General features: G+C 69.4%; 12 protein-coding genes. 5 read left to right on the top strand and 7 right to left on the bottom strand.

The features are described 5' to 3' along the window. Nucleotides 1-167: 167 nt before the first annotated feature. The gene (locus tag H4687_RS18040; protein ID WP_046918790.1) at nt 168-1751 is read left to right on the top strand and encodes a purple acid phosphatase family protein; all 1584 of its coding nucleotides are present in this window, start codon (nt 168-170) and stop codon (nt 1749-1751) included. A 177-nt stretch (nt 1752-1928) separates the two neighbouring features. Here the strand turns inward: H4687_RS18040 and H4687_RS18035 are convergent, their stop codons facing one another. Beyond that, nucleotides 1929-2261 carry a hypothetical protein gene (locus H4687_RS18035; RefSeq protein ID WP_046918791.1) on the bottom strand — a complete coding sequence of 111 codons (333 nt, stop codon included), beginning with the start codon at nt 2259-2261 and terminating at the stop codon, nt 1929-1931. A gap of 546 nt (nt 2262-2807) precedes the next feature. Beyond that, nucleotides 2808-3788, bottom strand: coding sequence for a phage baseplate protein (locus H4687_RS18030; protein ID WP_046918792.1), 981 nt, complete (start codon nt 3786-3788; stop codon nt 2808-2810). A 465-nt stretch (nt 3789-4253) separates the two neighbouring features. Between H4687_RS18030 and H4687_RS18025 the strand changes: the two genes are divergently transcribed. Together H4687_RS18025 and H4687_RS18020 are read left to right on the top strand one after the other, a co-directional pair. After that, nucleotides 4254-5042 (top strand): NPP1 family protein, encoded by a 789-nt coding sequence (locus H4687_RS18025; protein WP_192781687.1) that lies wholly within the window; start codon nt 4254-4256, stop codon nt 5040-5042. 233 nt (nt 5043-5275) lie between these two features. Next, a complete protein-coding gene (locus H4687_RS18020) occupies nt 5276-5626 on the top strand; it encodes a hypothetical protein (RefSeq protein ID WP_046920181.1) in 351 nt (116 codons plus the stop codon). Here H4687_RS18020 and H4687_RS18015 read toward each other — a convergent pair. Continuing rightward, nucleotides 5613-6488, bottom strand: a complete 876-nt coding sequence (locus H4687_RS18015; RefSeq protein WP_046920182.1) for a DUF4429 domain-containing protein — start codon at nt 6486-6488, stop codon at nt 5613-5615. The genes H4687_RS18020 and H4687_RS18015 overlap by 14 nt on opposite strands. A gap of 105 nt (nt 6489-6593) precedes the next feature. Between H4687_RS18015 and H4687_RS18010 the strand changes: the two genes are divergently transcribed. Both H4687_RS18010 and H4687_RS48060 read left to right on the top strand, forming a co-directional pair. After that, on the top strand, nt 6594-8198 hold the full coding sequence (locus H4687_RS18010; RefSeq protein WP_050398188.1) for a beta-N-acetylhexosaminidase: 1605 nt from the start codon (nt 6594-6596) through the stop codon (nt 8196-8198). A 204-nt stretch (nt 8199-8402) separates the two neighbouring features. Next, nucleotides 8403-10154, top strand: coding sequence for a hypothetical protein (locus H4687_RS48060; RefSeq protein ID WP_050398189.1), 1752 nt, complete (start codon nt 8403-8405; stop codon nt 10152-10154). Nucleotides 10155-10254: 100 nt separating this feature from the next. Here the strand turns inward: H4687_RS48060 and H4687_RS18000 are convergent, their stop codons facing one another. The 4 genes from H4687_RS18000 to desA are packed head-to-tail and all read right to left on the bottom strand — an operon-like array spanning nt 10255 to nt 15293. Continuing rightward, on the bottom strand, nt 10255-12027 hold the full coding sequence (locus tag H4687_RS18000) for an IucA/IucC family protein (RefSeq protein WP_046913334.1): 1773 nt from the start codon (nt 12025-12027) through the stop codon (nt 10255-10257). After that, entirely contained in the window at nt 12024-12575 is a 552-nt protein-coding gene (locus H4687_RS17995; protein WP_046913333.1) for a GNAT family N-acetyltransferase, read from the bottom strand. Before H4687_RS17995 ends, H4687_RS18000 begins: the two co-directional genes overlap by 4 nt. After that, nucleotides 12572-13894 carry a lysine N(6)-hydroxylase/L-ornithine N(5)-oxygenase family protein gene (locus H4687_RS17990; RefSeq protein WP_373560640.1) on the bottom strand — a complete coding sequence of 441 codons (1323 nt, stop codon included), beginning with the start codon at nt 13892-13894 and terminating at the stop codon, nt 12572-12574. Before H4687_RS17990 ends, H4687_RS17995 begins: the two co-directional genes overlap by 4 nt. Further along, nucleotides 13848-15293, bottom strand: a complete 1446-nt coding sequence (gene desA, locus H4687_RS17985) for a lysine decarboxylase DesA (RefSeq protein ID WP_046913331.1) — start codon at nt 15291-15293, stop codon at nt 13848-13850. The genes H4687_RS17990 and desA overlap by 47 nt, the downstream gene beginning before the upstream one ends. Nucleotides 15294-15423 lie beyond the last annotated feature (130 nt).

Here is a 15423-nt window from a genome sequence, read left to right as displayed (position 1 = left end):
CGGCGGGCGTTTCGCAAGAATCCTGCCCGATATCGGGCAGGGCGCAGTTACCGCCTCTTGGGGGAACGTTGAATGTGTTATGAGTGGCTGTTCGTGCGCCGTCCATCCGGCGTCCCGCATCTCGTCGCCTGAGGCGACGACTTTCGGACACCATGGACACACCTCGTATGGGCGTACCCGAGCGGCTGGCCGAGCGCATGAGCATGGCCGAGCAGCACGAGTACCTGCGCTCCACGTTCTCCCGGCGCTCGATGATCAGAGGCGGCGCGGTCACCCTCGGCGCCGTCGCGGGCGGCGCGTTCGTCCCGGCCGCGGCCCAGGCCGCCACCCCGGCCGCCCTCCGCACCTCGGCGCCCGCCCGGGCCACCGCGAGCGCCGAGCACGTCGACGGCTCCTTCGTCGCCCCCTTCGGCCGCCACCTCGCCTACGGCAACGACCCGCGCACCGAGATCACCGTCTCCTGGCAGGTCCCGCTCCCGGTGAAGAAGCCCTTCGTCCGGGTCGGCACCCACGCCTCACACCTCTCGGTCAAGATCGACGCCGAGGTCCGCACCCTCCACACGCCGGCCGGCGTCGGCGCGAGCGGTGACCACACCCAGTACTACGTGCACGCCAAGCTGACCCACCTCAAGCCCGGCAGGACCTACTTCTACGGCGTCGGCCACGACGGCTTCGACCCGGCCTCGCCGCGGTTCGCCGGCACGATCGGCACCTTCACCACCGCCCCCGCCCACAAGGAGCCCTTCACCTTCACGGCCTTCGGCGACGAGGGCGTCGGCTACCACGGCCTCGCCAACAACAGCCTCCTCCTCGGCCAGAGCCCGGCCTTCCACCTGCACGCCGGCGACATCGCCTACGCCGACCCGGCCGGCCAGGGCAAGACCGCCGACACCGGCTTCGACTCCCGCGTGTGGGACCAGTTCCTCGCCCAGACCGAGTCCGTCGCCAAGTCCGTCCCGTGGATGCCCGCCTACGGCAACCACGACATGGAGGCCTGGTACTCGCCCAACGGCTACGGCGGCGAGGAGGCCCGCTGGAACCTCCCCGACAACGGCCCCGACCCGAAGAACCTGCCGGGCGTCTACTCCTTCGTCTACGGCAACACGGCCGTCGTCTCGCTCGACGCCAACGACATCTCCTTCGAGATCCCGGCCAACCTCGGCATCTCCGGCGGCACCCAGACCACGTGGCTGGAGGCACAGCTCAAGAGGTTCCGCGCCTCCAAGGACGTCGACTTCGTCGTGGTCTTCTTCCACCACTGCGCCTACTGCACCTCCACCGCGCACGCCTCCGAGGGCGGTGTGCGCCAGGAGTGGGTGCCGCTGTTCGAGAAGTACTCCGTGGACCTCGTCATCAACGGCCACAACCACCAGTACGAGCGCACCGACGTCATCAAGGCGGGCGCGGTCACCAAGAAGCTCCCGATCGGCGGCACGGCGTACCCGGAGACCGAGGGCGTGGTCTACGTGACGGCGGGCGCGGCCGGCCGCAGCCTCTACTCCTTCACCGCCCCGCTGTCGTACGAGGGCCACGAGAACGAGGTCGAGTCCGTCCCCTCCTACATCAACACCAAGGCGGGCAAGCAGAACGAGACCGTCACCTGGTCGCGGGTGCGGTACCTCGACTACTCCTTCCTGCGGGTGGACGTGAAGCCCGCGCCGAAGGGGCACTGGGCCACGCTGACCGTGCGGGGGATCGCGGAGACGGGGGCGCGGGTCGACCACTTCACGGTGGCGCGCAGGGCCAAGTAGTGCCGTGGGTGCGCCCGCTCGTCGTCGACAGCGCCATGCCGACCCGTGCGGGATGCGGCCGGTCGGGGTCACGCCCGACCGGCCGTCCCGGTGGTGCGCGGGTTCGCGCCGGCGGTACACGCGTGCGCCGGGCCGGTGGCAAGGGACGCCACCGGCCCGGCGGGCGATCGGCTCGGGTCAGCCGAAGGTCAGCCCGGTCGTCTTGTTGGACATGTCGCCCATGGTCGTCATGGAGCGCTTCGGGCCGGTGGTGTCACCGCCGTTGCGGACCTGGTGCTCGTAGTGGTTGACGTCGCAGGTGTTGAAGCCCTGGAAGGACGAGATCCGGTCGTTCCACGAGGGCCAGGCGTCCCGGACGTCGTTCACGGTGAAGTCCCGCTGCCCGTCCTCCACGCAGGGCCCGCCCGCCGTGATGGTGAGGGAGCCGCCGGAGGGGCTGAGGTTGGCGATGTCGTACTCGATGGACAGGACGTAGTCGACCGCTGCGGCGGTGGACTCCCTCGCGGGCATGGGCCCCTCCAGCCGCCTCAGGAACGACGTGTCGGAAAGGGCTGTACGGGCCACGGGCGACGCGTTGGTCACCTTCCCGTTGGTGGCGTCGACGACGGCCGCGCGGAAGGTGCTGTGACATGCCGTAGCACCCGTGGACACGTTGTACACGCAGTGTCCGTTGGTCCCTTCGGCAGCCCCTGCCTGTCCCGGTACGGCGACGACGCCGCCGAACAACAGGCCTGCAGCGAGAACCGATCCGGCTGATGCACGCAATGCGTTCATGTTTTCCCCCATTCCGGGCCGATGGTCGACCGGCCCGTTCCGATACGGCGCATGCGGTGAATTCACTGGTCAGGCATTGACCGCATGTACAGGTCAGTTCCCTAACCGTCACACGATCTCCCACTCACCACAAGAATGCTTTTCTGTCACGGCAGGCGCACGAGGCACGGGAAATCGGCCATTCCGCCTTCGCGTACATCCCTCGAGAGCCCCTTCTCCCCGGTGGGTCTGACGCGACTTCAGGGCTGCCGGTCCGGCCAGGTCGACCGGACCGGACGACCGTCAGACGAGGACGTTCTTGTAGAAGACGTTGGAGAGGCGTTCGCCCTCTTCCTCACCGGAGGCGAAGCCGAAGAAGAGGCGGGGCTCTCCTCCGGCGGTGGTGTAGACGGCCATGCCCTCCGGTTCACGGAAGGCGAGGGTGGAGCCGGCCCCGGTGAGGAACTCCTCCGCTATCTGTCCGGTGTTCATGTTGACGCTCCAGAGCACCGCGTCTGTGTTGGCCTCGCCGGTGACGTCCTTGCTGTGGCCCGTGAGGCAGTACAGGTACTGGCCGTATGCCGTGTACCCCTGGAAGTTCGCGGCGTCGATCCGGGACGGTTCCTGGAAGTCCACCAGGCGGCTGCCGAAGTTGCCGTTGGTGGCGTCGGTCAGGTCGTACGCGGCGAAGCGGTGGGTGGCCGAGCCCGTCGGCCGGTAGCGCACGATCAGGCGATTGTGCGTGGGGTCGATGGCACAGGTGTGCCGGTTCGCCGAGGAGACGGGCGTGTGCTTCGTGACCGCCGACGACGAGGCGCTCAGCGTAGTGCCGGCGGTGTACTTGAAGCGCCCCAGCCGCTGTCCGAAGCCGCTGGTGTCCGCGACCGCGTCGACCCACAGATACGTCGAGGAGCCCACGGCCTGCGCGCCTATGGAGACCGCGTGGCCGAAGCCCGTCAGGTACATGTGGCCGATCGCGTTCCAGGTCGACCAGGAGAGTTCGGTGATGCACAGGTCGCCCGAGTCGGCCCCCGAGCCCTGGCGCAACTGGGCCACGAACAACCGCTGGTTGGTCTGGTCGAAGGCGAAGCTCTGCATCACCGTGCCGTCCCGAAGCGCCCGGCCCCGGTAGAGGTCGTTCGAGGAGGTCGTGGTCAGCGTGAACCGCTGAGAGGTCGGTACCGCGGCCGACGCGGCCCCCGTGCCGTATCCGAGCCCTACCGCGGCCAGTGAGAGACCTCCTCCCGCGCGGAGCAGGGTGCGGCGGCTCAAGGCGTCGTTCATGGGTTCTCCCGTTGGTTGGTGAGAGCTGCTTGATCAGTGTGATGAGCCTATGTAAAAGGGCCCTGGAGGAAGATCTCCCGGTCGTGGACGACGCGTGGGCGTCGGTCAGCCCCGGGCCGTGGGCACGGACGACGAAACCTGTCATGCCCCCGCTTGACTGGGGCGGAGACCACTATGCACGCGGGCGGGCGCGGAACGATCTCCGAGCGGGCGTGCGCGGCGACTTCGCACACGACAACTACGTGGCGGATATCTCCCTGTGCTGTGACGCCGGGTCGCGGGGCCCGACAGCCAACCCACAGGCTTTCCACATTGATTGATTCTTCATCACTCCGACACCTCCCGACCCTTGTGCATTACCCGCGAGTAAGGCGAACCTGACCTGCGCATGCCATCCCCCGTCGGCGTGCCCCCACCCGGCTCCCGGCCGTCTCCCCCCGCGCCGCGGTCCATCAGGAGGTCGCAGTGAAGACAGGTTCGCGCACGCGTACTTCGCGTCGTTTCCGCAGATCCGCAGTCACCCTGGGCGCCACCGTCGCGCTGGTCGTCGGTGTCGCGGGCAGCGCGTACGCGGCACCGCCCGCCGCACTGCCGGCCAACGCGGACACGCTGGAGAAGACGTGGCAGCCGGCGTACGACTACGACACGGACGGCTGTTACCCGACCCCCGCGATCGGCCCGACGGGCACGGTCAACGGTGGCCTCAACCCGACGGGTTCGCTCAGCGGTGACTGCCGGGACGCGTCCGACCTGGACAACACCAACGGCTACTCGCGCTACAAGTGCAACAACGGCTGGTGCGCGATCATGTACGACCTCTACTTCGAGAAGGACCAGGCGGTCGCGGGCAGCAGCATCGGCGGCCACCGCCACGACTGGGAGCACGTCGTCGTCTGGGTGCAGAACGGCACGGCCCGGTACGTCTCGACCTCCAACCACGGCGGCTTCACCGTGCACGCCGCGTCGTCGGTGCGCTGGGACGGCACTCACGCGAAGATCGTCTACCACAAGGACGGCATCCGGACGCACTGCTTCCGCCTCGCGGGCTCCAACGACGAGCCGCCGGAGAACCACAAGGGCACCTGGCAGTACCCGCCGCTCGTCGGCTGGAACGGCTACCCGTCGACCGCCATCCGCGACACCCTCGTCGCCTACGACTTCGGCAGCGCCAACTTCGGCCTCAAGGACGGCAGTTTCGCGTCCAACCTCACGGCGGCGATGCCGTCGGGCATCACGTTCGACCCGAACGCGTAGCCCAGCGGGGTGCCCTTCGGCCGGATCAGCGGCGTCGCCCCGCGGGCGGCGACGGCCGTCCGGCCGGGGCAGCGCGCGTCTGCCGATGCCGGGCGCCATCGGCATCGTGCCGGCCGCCGCCACAGGCGGCGGCCGCGTCGGCCGGACGGCCGGTGCAGCCCGGCGGGCGGCATCGCCTCACGGCGGCGAAGCCGCCGGGCGCCCCTCCCCCCGAAGAACGCGCAACCGACCGGATGCCCTCGGCCCGAACGCGCCGCCTGCCGGAAGCTTCCGCGCACGACGACGACCTGCGCACCCTGGCCTACCGGCTGATCGACGCCGCCGGTCTCCAGCGTGGCCGCCTGACCGGACTCGCCCTGCGCGGCGACGACCTGGCCGACGCCGACCAGGTCGCTGAGCAGATCAGCCTCGACCAAGCGCGGGAGGACCGGCTGGTCGCGGAAGCGGTCAGCGACCGCATCCGCAAGAGGTTCGGGCCCGGCGCGATCGGCCCGGCCGCCGCCCTCCTGCGCGCCTCCCGGCCCCGTCGACCTGATCCGTGCAGTGCCGGGCAGGCGGTCCATCCGCGCGTCAGATGCGCTTGAGGACCGCCTGTTTGGCTCTCGTGAACTCCTCGTCCGTGAGCACCCCGGACCGGTGGAGGTCGCCCAGTTCGCGCAGCCGGCGCAGCAGGGCGTCGTGGTCCACCTCGGGGGCGGGCCGGTCCTGGGGCGACGGGGACGGGGCGAGCCGTTTCGGCGCCGGGGCCGCGGGGTGCGGGAGCCGTGCCTGGACGGCCGCCGCGACCAGGGCCATCAGGGGGTCCTTCTTGAAGCCCCACAGCTCCACGGAGTGGGGGTCGTACTTGGGCGGGGCCTTGGTCGGCGCGTTCCGCACGGTGAAGCGTAGGCTGCCGTTCTCCAGGCCGACCGAGGGGTGCCACTCGACGCCGGCTATGTCGGCCAGCGGCAGCGTCCGCGGCCCGGACGAGGCCTTCGCGTCCTCGGTCTTCCAGTTCCACTCCAGGCGTACGTGGTCGCCGTCGAAGCTCACGGTGCCGTCCCCGGCGGAGACGGAGAGCGGGACGGCCGGCCCGGCGAGCAGATACGTGTCCACCGCGTCGCCCGGCACCTCGTCCAGGAGGAGCGCGTTACGCACCTCGTCCACGACATACTCGGCGACGCCGTACCGGTCGGAGTCGACGCTCAGCTGGTACGGGTCGTCGGAGTCGGTGAGCCGGCCGCCGGTGGCCTGCAGAAGCGGGTCGGAGCCGTCGCGCAGCCGCAGCCTCAGCCGTCCCGACTTCCTTCCCTGCTCGAAGGAGACGCCCGCCAACGCGCCCAGGGGAACGGTGAGTTCACCCAGGGTCTTGCGGAGCAGGCTCACGCCCTTGTCGCGGCCCGGGGTCAGTCGCAGGGTGTCGCCGTCGAAGGTCCACGTGCCGTCCCGCTGGATGATTTCCGCCATGCGCAGGATTGTTCCACCGGCTGCGGGGCAATGTGGTCTAGACCTGGAGGGGGTGCAGGGGCGAGGGTGGGGAGCGCACAGTTCGATGGGTGGAGGGAGCACGCCGTGAATCCGCGCCACAGATCGACCCGCCTGCTCGGCTCGCTGCTGCTGGTGGCGACCGGGATGTTCGCCGTGGGAGCCGCACCCGTGTCCGAGAACACGCAAGCCGCCGCCGTCACGATCCCGCTCGGGCAGGTCATCCCGGCCCCCGCCTCGGTCCGGCCCGCCGGATCGCCGTACCGGCTGACGGGCGCCGCGCGCATCGTCGTGGACGGCGGGCCCGAGGCCCGCCGGATCGGGGAGTACCTCGCGGGCGTCCTGCGGCCCTCGACGGGATACCGGCTGCCGGTGACCGACCGCCAGGAGGCCGGAATCCGCCTGCGGTTGGCCGCAGAGGAGACGAGTCTCGGCCAGGAGGGCTACCGCCTGGAGAGCCGCCCCTCCGGGGTGACCCTCACCGCCCGCGCGCCCGCCGGTCTCTTCCACGCCGTGCAGACCCTGCGTCAGCTGCTGCCCGCCGCCGTCGAGAAGGACTCCGTGCAACCGGGCCCCTGGCTGGTCGCGGGCGGCACCGTCAGGGACCTCCCGCGCTACGGCTGGCGCGGCGCCATGCTGGACGTCTCCCGCCACTTCTTCGGCGTGGACCAGGTCAAGCGCTACATCGACCAGCTGGCGCTCTACAAGTTCAACAAGCTGCACCTGCACCTCTCCGACGACCAGGGCTGGCGCATCGCCGTCGACTCCTGGCCGCGGCTGGCCTCGTACGGCGGCTCCACGCAGGTCGGCGGTGGTCCCGGCGGGTACTACACGAAGGCCGACTACCGGGAGATCGTCCGGTACGCGGCCTCCCGCCATCTGGAGGTCGTCCCCGAGATCGACCTGCCCGGCCACACCAACGCGGCCCTCGCGTCCTACGCCGAGCTGAACTGCGACGGGGTCGCGCCGCCGCTCTACACCGGCACCGAGGTCGGCTTCAGCTCCCTGTGCGTCGACAAGGACGTGACGTACGACTTCGTGGAGGACGTCGTACGGGAGCTGGCCGCGCTCACGCCGGGGCGGTACCTGCACATCGGCGGTGACGAGGCGCACTCCACCAGCCACGAGGACTACGCGACGTTCATGGACCGGGTGCAGCCGGTGGTCGAGAAGTACGGGAAGACGGTCATCGGGTGGCACCAGCTGACCGGTGCCACTCCGGTGCGGGGCGCTCTCGCGCAGTACTGGGGGCTGGACGGTACGGAGGCGGAGGAGAAGGAGCGGGTGGCCGCCGCCGCGCGGAACGGGACGGGGATCGTTCTGTCGCCGGCCGACCGGATCTACCTCGACATGAAGTACGACAAGGACACGCCGCTGGGGCTCGACTGGGCCGGGTACGTGGATGTGCGGCGGGCGTACGACTGGGATCCGGGGGCGTATCTGGCGGGGGTGCCGGGGGCCGCGGTGCGGGGGGTCGAGGCGCCGCTGTGGACGGAGACGATCGATTCCTCGGCGGACGTGGAGTACATGGTGTTTCCACGGTTGCCGGGGGTCGCGGAGTTGGGGTGGTCGCCGGTGTCCGCGCTCGACTGGGCGGGGTACCGGGTGCGGCTCGCTTCGCAGGGGCCGAGGTGGGAGGCGCTCGGGATCGGGTACTTCCGGACGTCACAGGTGCCGTGGCCCGCGCGGTAGAAGTCGGGGGCTTCTCGGGCGCCGGGCGGGTGAGATGCGGCGTCGTGGGCCCGGCGATAGCATGAACGAAAGCCGCGCGAGCCCAGTGTCAGGTGCCGAATCCCCGTGGCGTTTCCTTGCGTTCCTCGTGTTCGATCCTTCGCGCGCCTGAGTGTTCCTCCCGTTCCCTGGGCCCGCACACCGCGGGAGAGGAGATGGGACACGATGGGTCAGACGGACACCCTCATCGCGATCGAGACCACCGAAGTGGGATACCGCGAAGGTTTCTCGAACGGGCACTACAACAACCATCAGAAGTTCTCCCCCGCAGTTCCCGGACTGGAGTGGTCCCAGAACCAGGCCTGGTGCCAGACCTTCCAGTCCTGGGCCTTCCAGCAGGCCGGCGTGAAGAGCCTGGCTCCTGTGACCGCCTCTTGCGTCGCGGCGGTCAACTGGTACAAGAGCCGCGGCAGGTTCTCGTACTATCCCGCGATCGGGGCGATGGTGTTCTTCGGCCCTTCGGGAGGGCAGCACGTCGGACTCGTCCACAAGTACGACGCGGACTACACGTACACCATCGAGGGAAACACCAACGCCAACGGTTCGGCCGAGGGCAACGGGGTGTATCTGAAGAAGCGTGCCCGCCGCGACTCCCATCTCTATGGATACGGGCTGCCGCAGTTCGAGGAGGGCGTCGTCACGGCCGATCCGGGGCTGAAGAACAGACCCGGATTCACCTACATGGCCACCGCCGTCTCCCGTGAGTCCGACGGTCTGTTCGCGGCGGAGGCCGAGGAGGCGCTGCCCTGGGTGTCCGCGCACCAGATCACCTGGGCGGCCACGCACCCCACGGCCGAGGACCAGGTGACGGGCAACGGCCACGGCGCGACGGCGGACGACGTCGCTCTCGTCCAGGACGCACTGGAGAAGGTCATGGGCGTCGCCCCGGACGACCCGCACTCCGTGTTCGAGGTGGATACCCAGGAACTCTTCGAGCGGTTCCGTGCGGAGAAACTGGGGCACTCCGGCGTGAACGGCCACGGCGTTCCCCAGGCGGGAGAGCTGGCCGAACTGGGCAGGCGGTCGGACCTGTTCAACGTCCGAGCGGGATCCTCCCCGGCCGCGGAGCAGCCCTTCGTCAGCCTGAACCAGGTGGTCTGGGCCTCGACGCACAGTGCCGAGGAGGAGCGGGCGCAGCCGGGCGGGGACGCCGGCCCGAAGGCCGATGTGACGCTGGTGCAGGACGGGCTGGAGAAGGTCATGCACACGGACGTGGCCGACGAACGCGGGATCTTCGAAACCGGGACCCAGGCCCTCTACGACGAGTTCCGCCGGACGGTGCTGCACTTCTCCGGCAGCGACGCCGTCGGGACCCCCGGCATGCAGTCGCTGACGGAACTCGGGCAGCGCGCCGGGCTGTTCCGGGTCCGTGCAGGGTTCCCGGCGGGCGGGCCGTCGGGTGGGGGCGGCATCGAGGACCTGGGTCAGATCGACCCGAAGCAGGTGACGTTCCACCGGTTCACGGGCGAGGGCACGCTGGAGGAGTGGATCGACCAGGCGAGCAGGGCGGCCGGAGTCCAGGCGAGCCGCTACTGGGTGAATGGCTTCACGTTGGCCGTCTCGCGTGAGTCGTCAGGCAACCCCAACGCGTGCAATCTGTGGGACTCCAACGCCAGGACACCTGCCGGCTTCAGCAAGGTCAAGGACTACGGGGACGGTTACCGGAGGGACGGGATCGTGCGGCTGAACGGCGCGCTCACGCATTTCCAGTGCTCCCGGGGCATCGTGCAGTGCATCCCGCAGACGTTCGCCCAGCGTCACGCCCCCGGTACCTCGGTGAACATCTATGACCCGGTGGCGTGCATCGCCGCCGCGATGCGGTACGTCCGCAACCGGTACGGCGTCGCCATCGACGGGTCCAATCTCGCCAGGAGGGTCCAGCAGTTCGACCCCAACCGGCCTCCCCACGGGTACTGACGACGAGGCCGCGCCCGTACGGGGAGCGGCGGAACGCGACGGGCACCTCGCAGGACCGTACTGCGAGGTGCCCGTCTGCTCGTCGGGGCCGTGCCCGGGGCTACAGGCCCGCGATGGGGTTCTTCAGGGTGCCGACGAGCTGGAGCGCGCCCGCGGGGTCGGCCAGGTCGACCATCTGCTTGTTGTTGCGGAGCTGTAGACGGTTGAGGCAGGACAGTGCGAACTCGGGGGCGAACATGTCGTACTGGGCGAACTTGTCGGCGAGTTCGGGCATCGCGTGCTGGTAGTCACGGACGCACTCGGCGACCGTGCGCCAGAACTCCTCCTCGCCCAGGACCCCTTCCTCCGCGAGGTTCGCCGCGAGGAAGCGGAAGAAGCAGTCGAAGACGTCCGTGAAGAGCGAGAGGAGCTTCATGTCCTCGGGGACGTCCACGCGCAGGCGTTCGACCGTCGGCGGGAGCACCGCGTCCGGGTCCATGACCGCGATCTCCTCGGCGATGTCCTTGTAGATCGCCCGCTCGACCACGCCGTCCCTCAGGACCAGGATCACGTTCTCGCCGTGCGGCATGAAGACGAGGTCGTAGGCGTAGAAGCTGTGCAGCAGCGGGGTAAAGTAGGCCCGCAGGTAGCGGCGCAGCCACTCCGTCGGGGGCAGGCCCGAGCGGGCGATCAGGGCCGCCGCGAAACCCTTGCCCGCGTGGTCGACGTGGACCAGGGAGGCCATCGTCGCCAGGGACTCGCCCTCCCGGAGCGAGGCGACCGGGCTCTCGCGCCACAGCGCGGCCAGCATCTTGCGGTACGGGGAGTACGTGTCGGTGGCGGCCTCGTACTCCAGGTGCCGGTAGCCGACGGCGGCCCGCTCGCGGATGATCGACAGGCCCGTCGACCTCAGGACCGGGTCGTTGTCGATGAGCCCGGCGAGCCAGTCGTTGATGGCCGGGGTCGCCTCCATGTACGCCGCCGAGAGGCCGCGCATGAAGCCCATGTTGAGGACGGAGAGGGCGGTCTTGACGTAGTGCTTCTCGGGGGCGGACCTGTTGAAGAAGGTCCGGATCGACTGCTGGGCGAGGTATTCGTCGTCGCCCTCGCCCAGACACACCAGGTTCCGCCGCGCGACCTCCGCGGCGAAGGTGACGGTGAGCTTGTTCCACCACTGCCAGGGGTGCACCGGGATGAAGAGGTAGTCGGCGGGGTCCAGCCCCAGGCCGGTGAGGACGGCGTGGAAGCGGGCGACCGTCTCCGCGCCCAGCTCGTCACGCAGGAACGTCTCGTACTCGATGCCCACGCCCGCCGTGAACGCCGCCCGTGAGCGGTGCGCGGCCAGCCAGACCAGGCGGACCGGGCTCGCCGTCTCGGGGGCGTACGCGAGGTACTCGTGGACACCGAAGCCGAGGCGGCCGTTGTTGGCGACGAAGCAGGGGTGGCCCTCGGTCATCCCGGTCTCGACGGCCTGGAAGCCGGCGTCGACCAGCTCGGCGACCGGTGTCTGCGGTGTGGTCAGCTTGTAGCAGGTGCCGGCCAGGGTGGAGGAGATCTCCTCCAGGTAGACCGGGAGGATCTCGTCGCTCAGGCCGAGGGACCGCTTCAGCTCGACGAAGAAGTCCAGCGCGGCCAGAGGGAGGTCGACGCCGTCCCGGTGACGGGTGATCGAGTCGGCGTCGACCTGCCAGTGGTCGAGGGCGCGCCGGACGGCGGTGAATCCGTAGCGGGTCGTACCGTCGTCGCTGCGGACCTCGAAGCGGCCGTCGGCGGTGGCCTCCGGTGTGAGGAGCCGCTCGTGGGCGAACTCCGCGAGGGCCTTGCGGATCAGCAGGCGGTTGGCCCGCGCCCAGCGGTGGGGGGACAGATGCGCCACGGCATCGGACAGGGTCATACGGTGACTCCTCGGGCAGCCTCGACGAACTGCTCTCGCGTGCAGAAGCTCAGCAGTGCGCGCTTCTCCGGCTTGTCGATCTCGCGGTCGGGGACGAAACCGACGACTTCGTTGAGGGCGTGCACGGCCTTGTTGGACACGTCCGGCTCGACGACGACCCGGCGGGTGGCCGGGTCCGCGAAGAGGTGCGCCATCACGGCGGTGATGACGGCCCTGGTGAAGCCGTGCACCGGGGTGTTGGTCGGCGGCACCAGGAAGTGCATGCCGACGTCACCCGGCTCGGGCTCGTACAGGCCGACCAGTTCGCGGTGGGCGGGGTCGTACCGCTCCATGAGGAACACGGGCTCGCCGTCCAGCAGCCCCAGCAGGGCCTGCTGGTGCGGGTCGGCCACGACCTCCAGGTAGGTGCGCTCGACGTCCTCCAGCCGGGCGTCCTGCATCATCCAGTACGCCGCCTTGGGGTGCGTCACCCAGCGGTGCAGCAGCTCGGCGTCGTGCGGCGGGTCGAGGGGGCGGAAGGTGAAGGACGTGCCGTGCGGGCCGCTCATACGGCGAACTCCTGGAAGGCGATGGACTTCTCCACCGGGTAGTACTCCGTGCCCAGCAGCTCGCGGATGATGTACGCGTTGCGGTACGGGCCCATGCCGAGGTCGGGTGAGGTGATGCTGTGGGCGTGGACGGCCGCGTTCTGCAGGAAGACGCCCCGGCCGGTGGTGTCGATGGCGTAGTTGCGGGCGACGTCGAAGTTGCCCCGGGAGTCGTAGCGCAGACGGTCGCGGACGGGCTTGAGGAACTCCGGCTCGGCGTACTTGTAGCCGGTGGCGAGGATCAGGCCCTGTGAGTGCAGCTCGAAGTCCTTCTCCTGCTCCTCCTGACGCAGACCGAGGGTGTAGGTGCCGTTCTCGTGACGCACGCTGTGCAGGGCCGAGTTGGTGAGCAGCCGGGTGGGGAGCGGGCCGCCGAGACTCTTCCGGTAGAGCAGGTCGAAGATCTCGTTGACGAGGTCTGCGTCGATGCCCTTGAACAGCCCCTTCTGCTCCTGGGTCAGCCGGTAGCGGGTCGGCTCCGGCAGCTCGTGGAAGTAGTCGATGTACTCCGGGGAGGTCATCTCCAGCGTGAGTTTGGTGTACTCCAGCGGGAAGAAGCGCGGGGAGCGCGTCACCCAGTTCAGCCGGTAGCCGTGGACGTCGATCTCGCTGAGCAGGTCGAGGTAGATCTCGGCGGCCGACTGCCCCGAGCCGACGAGGGTGATCGACTCCTTGCGCTGCAGCTCCCGCTTGTGCCGCAGGTAGCGGGAGTTGTGGATCCAGTCGCCGTCCAGGCCCTGGACCGCCTCCGGGACGTACGGGGGAGTGCCCGTGCCGAGGACGAGGTGCCGGGCGCGCAGGACATCGCCGTCGGCCGTCCGTACGGCGTAGACCTCGTCCTCGTCCTCGTACGTCACCTCCGTCACCGTCGTGCCGAAGCGGACGTTGCTCAGCCGGTTCGCGGCCCAGCGGCAGTAGTCGTCGTACTCGACCCGCAGCGGGTAGAAGTTCTCGCGGATGTAGAACGAGTACAGCCGGCCCGAGTCCTTGAGGTAGTTCAGGAAGGAGTACGGGGAGGTCGGGTCGGCGAGGGTGACCAGGTCCGACATGAACGGGGTCTGGAGGTGGGCGCCGTCGAGGAACATCCCCGAGTGCCACTCGAAGGTCGGCTTCGACTCCAGGAAGACGCCGTCGAGTTCGGCGATGGGCTCGGTGAGGCAGGCGAGGCCGAGGTTGAAGGGTCCCAGTCCGATGCCGATGAAGTCGTGGACGCGCAACGTGGATTCGGCGGGTTCAGGAAGCGACGCGGTCAAGGGATTCTCCCAGGTACTGCTCGGCATGGCCAGCGATCAGGTCGAGCACGGCGGCGATATCGCCGGCCGTGGTCTCGGGGTTGAGCAGGGTGAACTTCAGGTAGTGGCGGCCGCCCACCTTGGTGCCCGCGACCACGGCGTCGCCGGAGGCGAACAGGGCCTTGCGGGCGTACAGGTTGGCGCGGTCGATCTCGGCCGGGTCGGTGACGGCCTCGGGGATGTAGCGGTAGACCAGCGTGGACAGCTGGGGCTCGACGACCACGTCGTAGCGCGGGTCGGCGGCGAGCAGCCGCCAGCCCTCCCGGGCCAGGTCGCAGACCTCGTCGAAGAGCTGTCCGACGCCGTCGGCGCCCATCGTGCGCAGCGTCATCCACAGCTTGAGCGCGTCGAAGCGGCGGGTGGTCTGCAATGACTTGTCGACCTGGTTCGGGATGCGCTCGGTGACCATGCGGCGGGGGTTGAGGTACTCCGCGTGGTAGGTCGCGTGGCGCAGCGTGGCCGCGTCGCGGACCAGCACGGCGGACGAACTCACCGGCTGGAAGAAGGACTTGTGGTAGTCCACGGTGACGGAGTCGGCGCGCTCGATGCCGTTCAGCAGGTCGCGGCGCTTGCGGGACACGAGCAGGCCGCAGCCGTAGGCGGCGTCGACGTGCATCCAGGTGTCGTACTGGGCGCACAGCTCGGCTATCTCGGGCAGCGGGTCGATGGAGCCGAAGTCGGTGGTGCCCGAGGTGGCGACGACGGCCATGGGGACGAGGCCGTCGTTCCGGCAGCGCTCCAGCTCACGGGCGAGGGCGACCGTCTGCATGCGCTTGTTGCCGTCGACCGGGACGCAGACGACGGCGTCCTGGCCGAGGCCCAGCAGTTTCGCCGACTTCTTCACGCTGAAGTGGCTGACCTCCGAGGCGAAGATCCGCAGTTTCGCGGCGTCGTCGGTCTTCGCCTCCTCACGGGCGAGGAGCAGGGCCTGGAGGTTGGACTGCGAGCCGCCGGAGGTGAACACGCCGTCGGCGGACGGTCCGAAGCCGATGCGCTCGTTCGTCCAGTCGATGAGCTTGCGCTCGATCAGGGTGCCGCCCGCCGACTGGTCCCAGGTGTCCAGGGAGGAGTTGACGGCCGAGAGGACGGCCTCGCCGAGCACGGCCGGGATGACGACCGGGCAGTTGAGGTGGGCGAGGTAGCGCGGGTGGTGGAAGTAGACCGCGTCGCGCAGATAGACGTCCTCCAGCTCGTCGAGGACGGCGGCCGTGTCGTGCAGCGGCTTGTCGAGGTCGATCCTCTCGATGGCGGGGGAGAGGGCGTCGACGGTGACACCGGTGAACGGTCGGTCGGTGGTGGCGATTCTGGCCGCCACCCGCTCCACGCCTTCGGTCACGGTGCGGCGGTACCGCTCCGCGGTCGTGTCATTGAGCAGGTGCGAGCGCATGGGGAGGTCCTCCGAGCGGGGCGGTCCGGATGGGACGGAGAGGTGAGGGGGTGACATCACATCGTCCAACTTAGGTAAGCCTAACCTAACTAACTTGCGCGAAGCCCTGGCCCTGCCGTGACTGTGATCA

Origin of the sequence: Streptomyces stelliscabiei, assembly GCF_014873495.1 — a bacterium.
Lineage (GTDB): Bacteria > Actinomycetota > Actinomycetes > Streptomycetales > Streptomycetaceae > Streptomyces > Streptomyces bottropensis.
The sequence above is the reverse complement of the archived record's forward strand: the minus strand, read 5'-3'. Positions and strand labels throughout refer to the sequence as shown.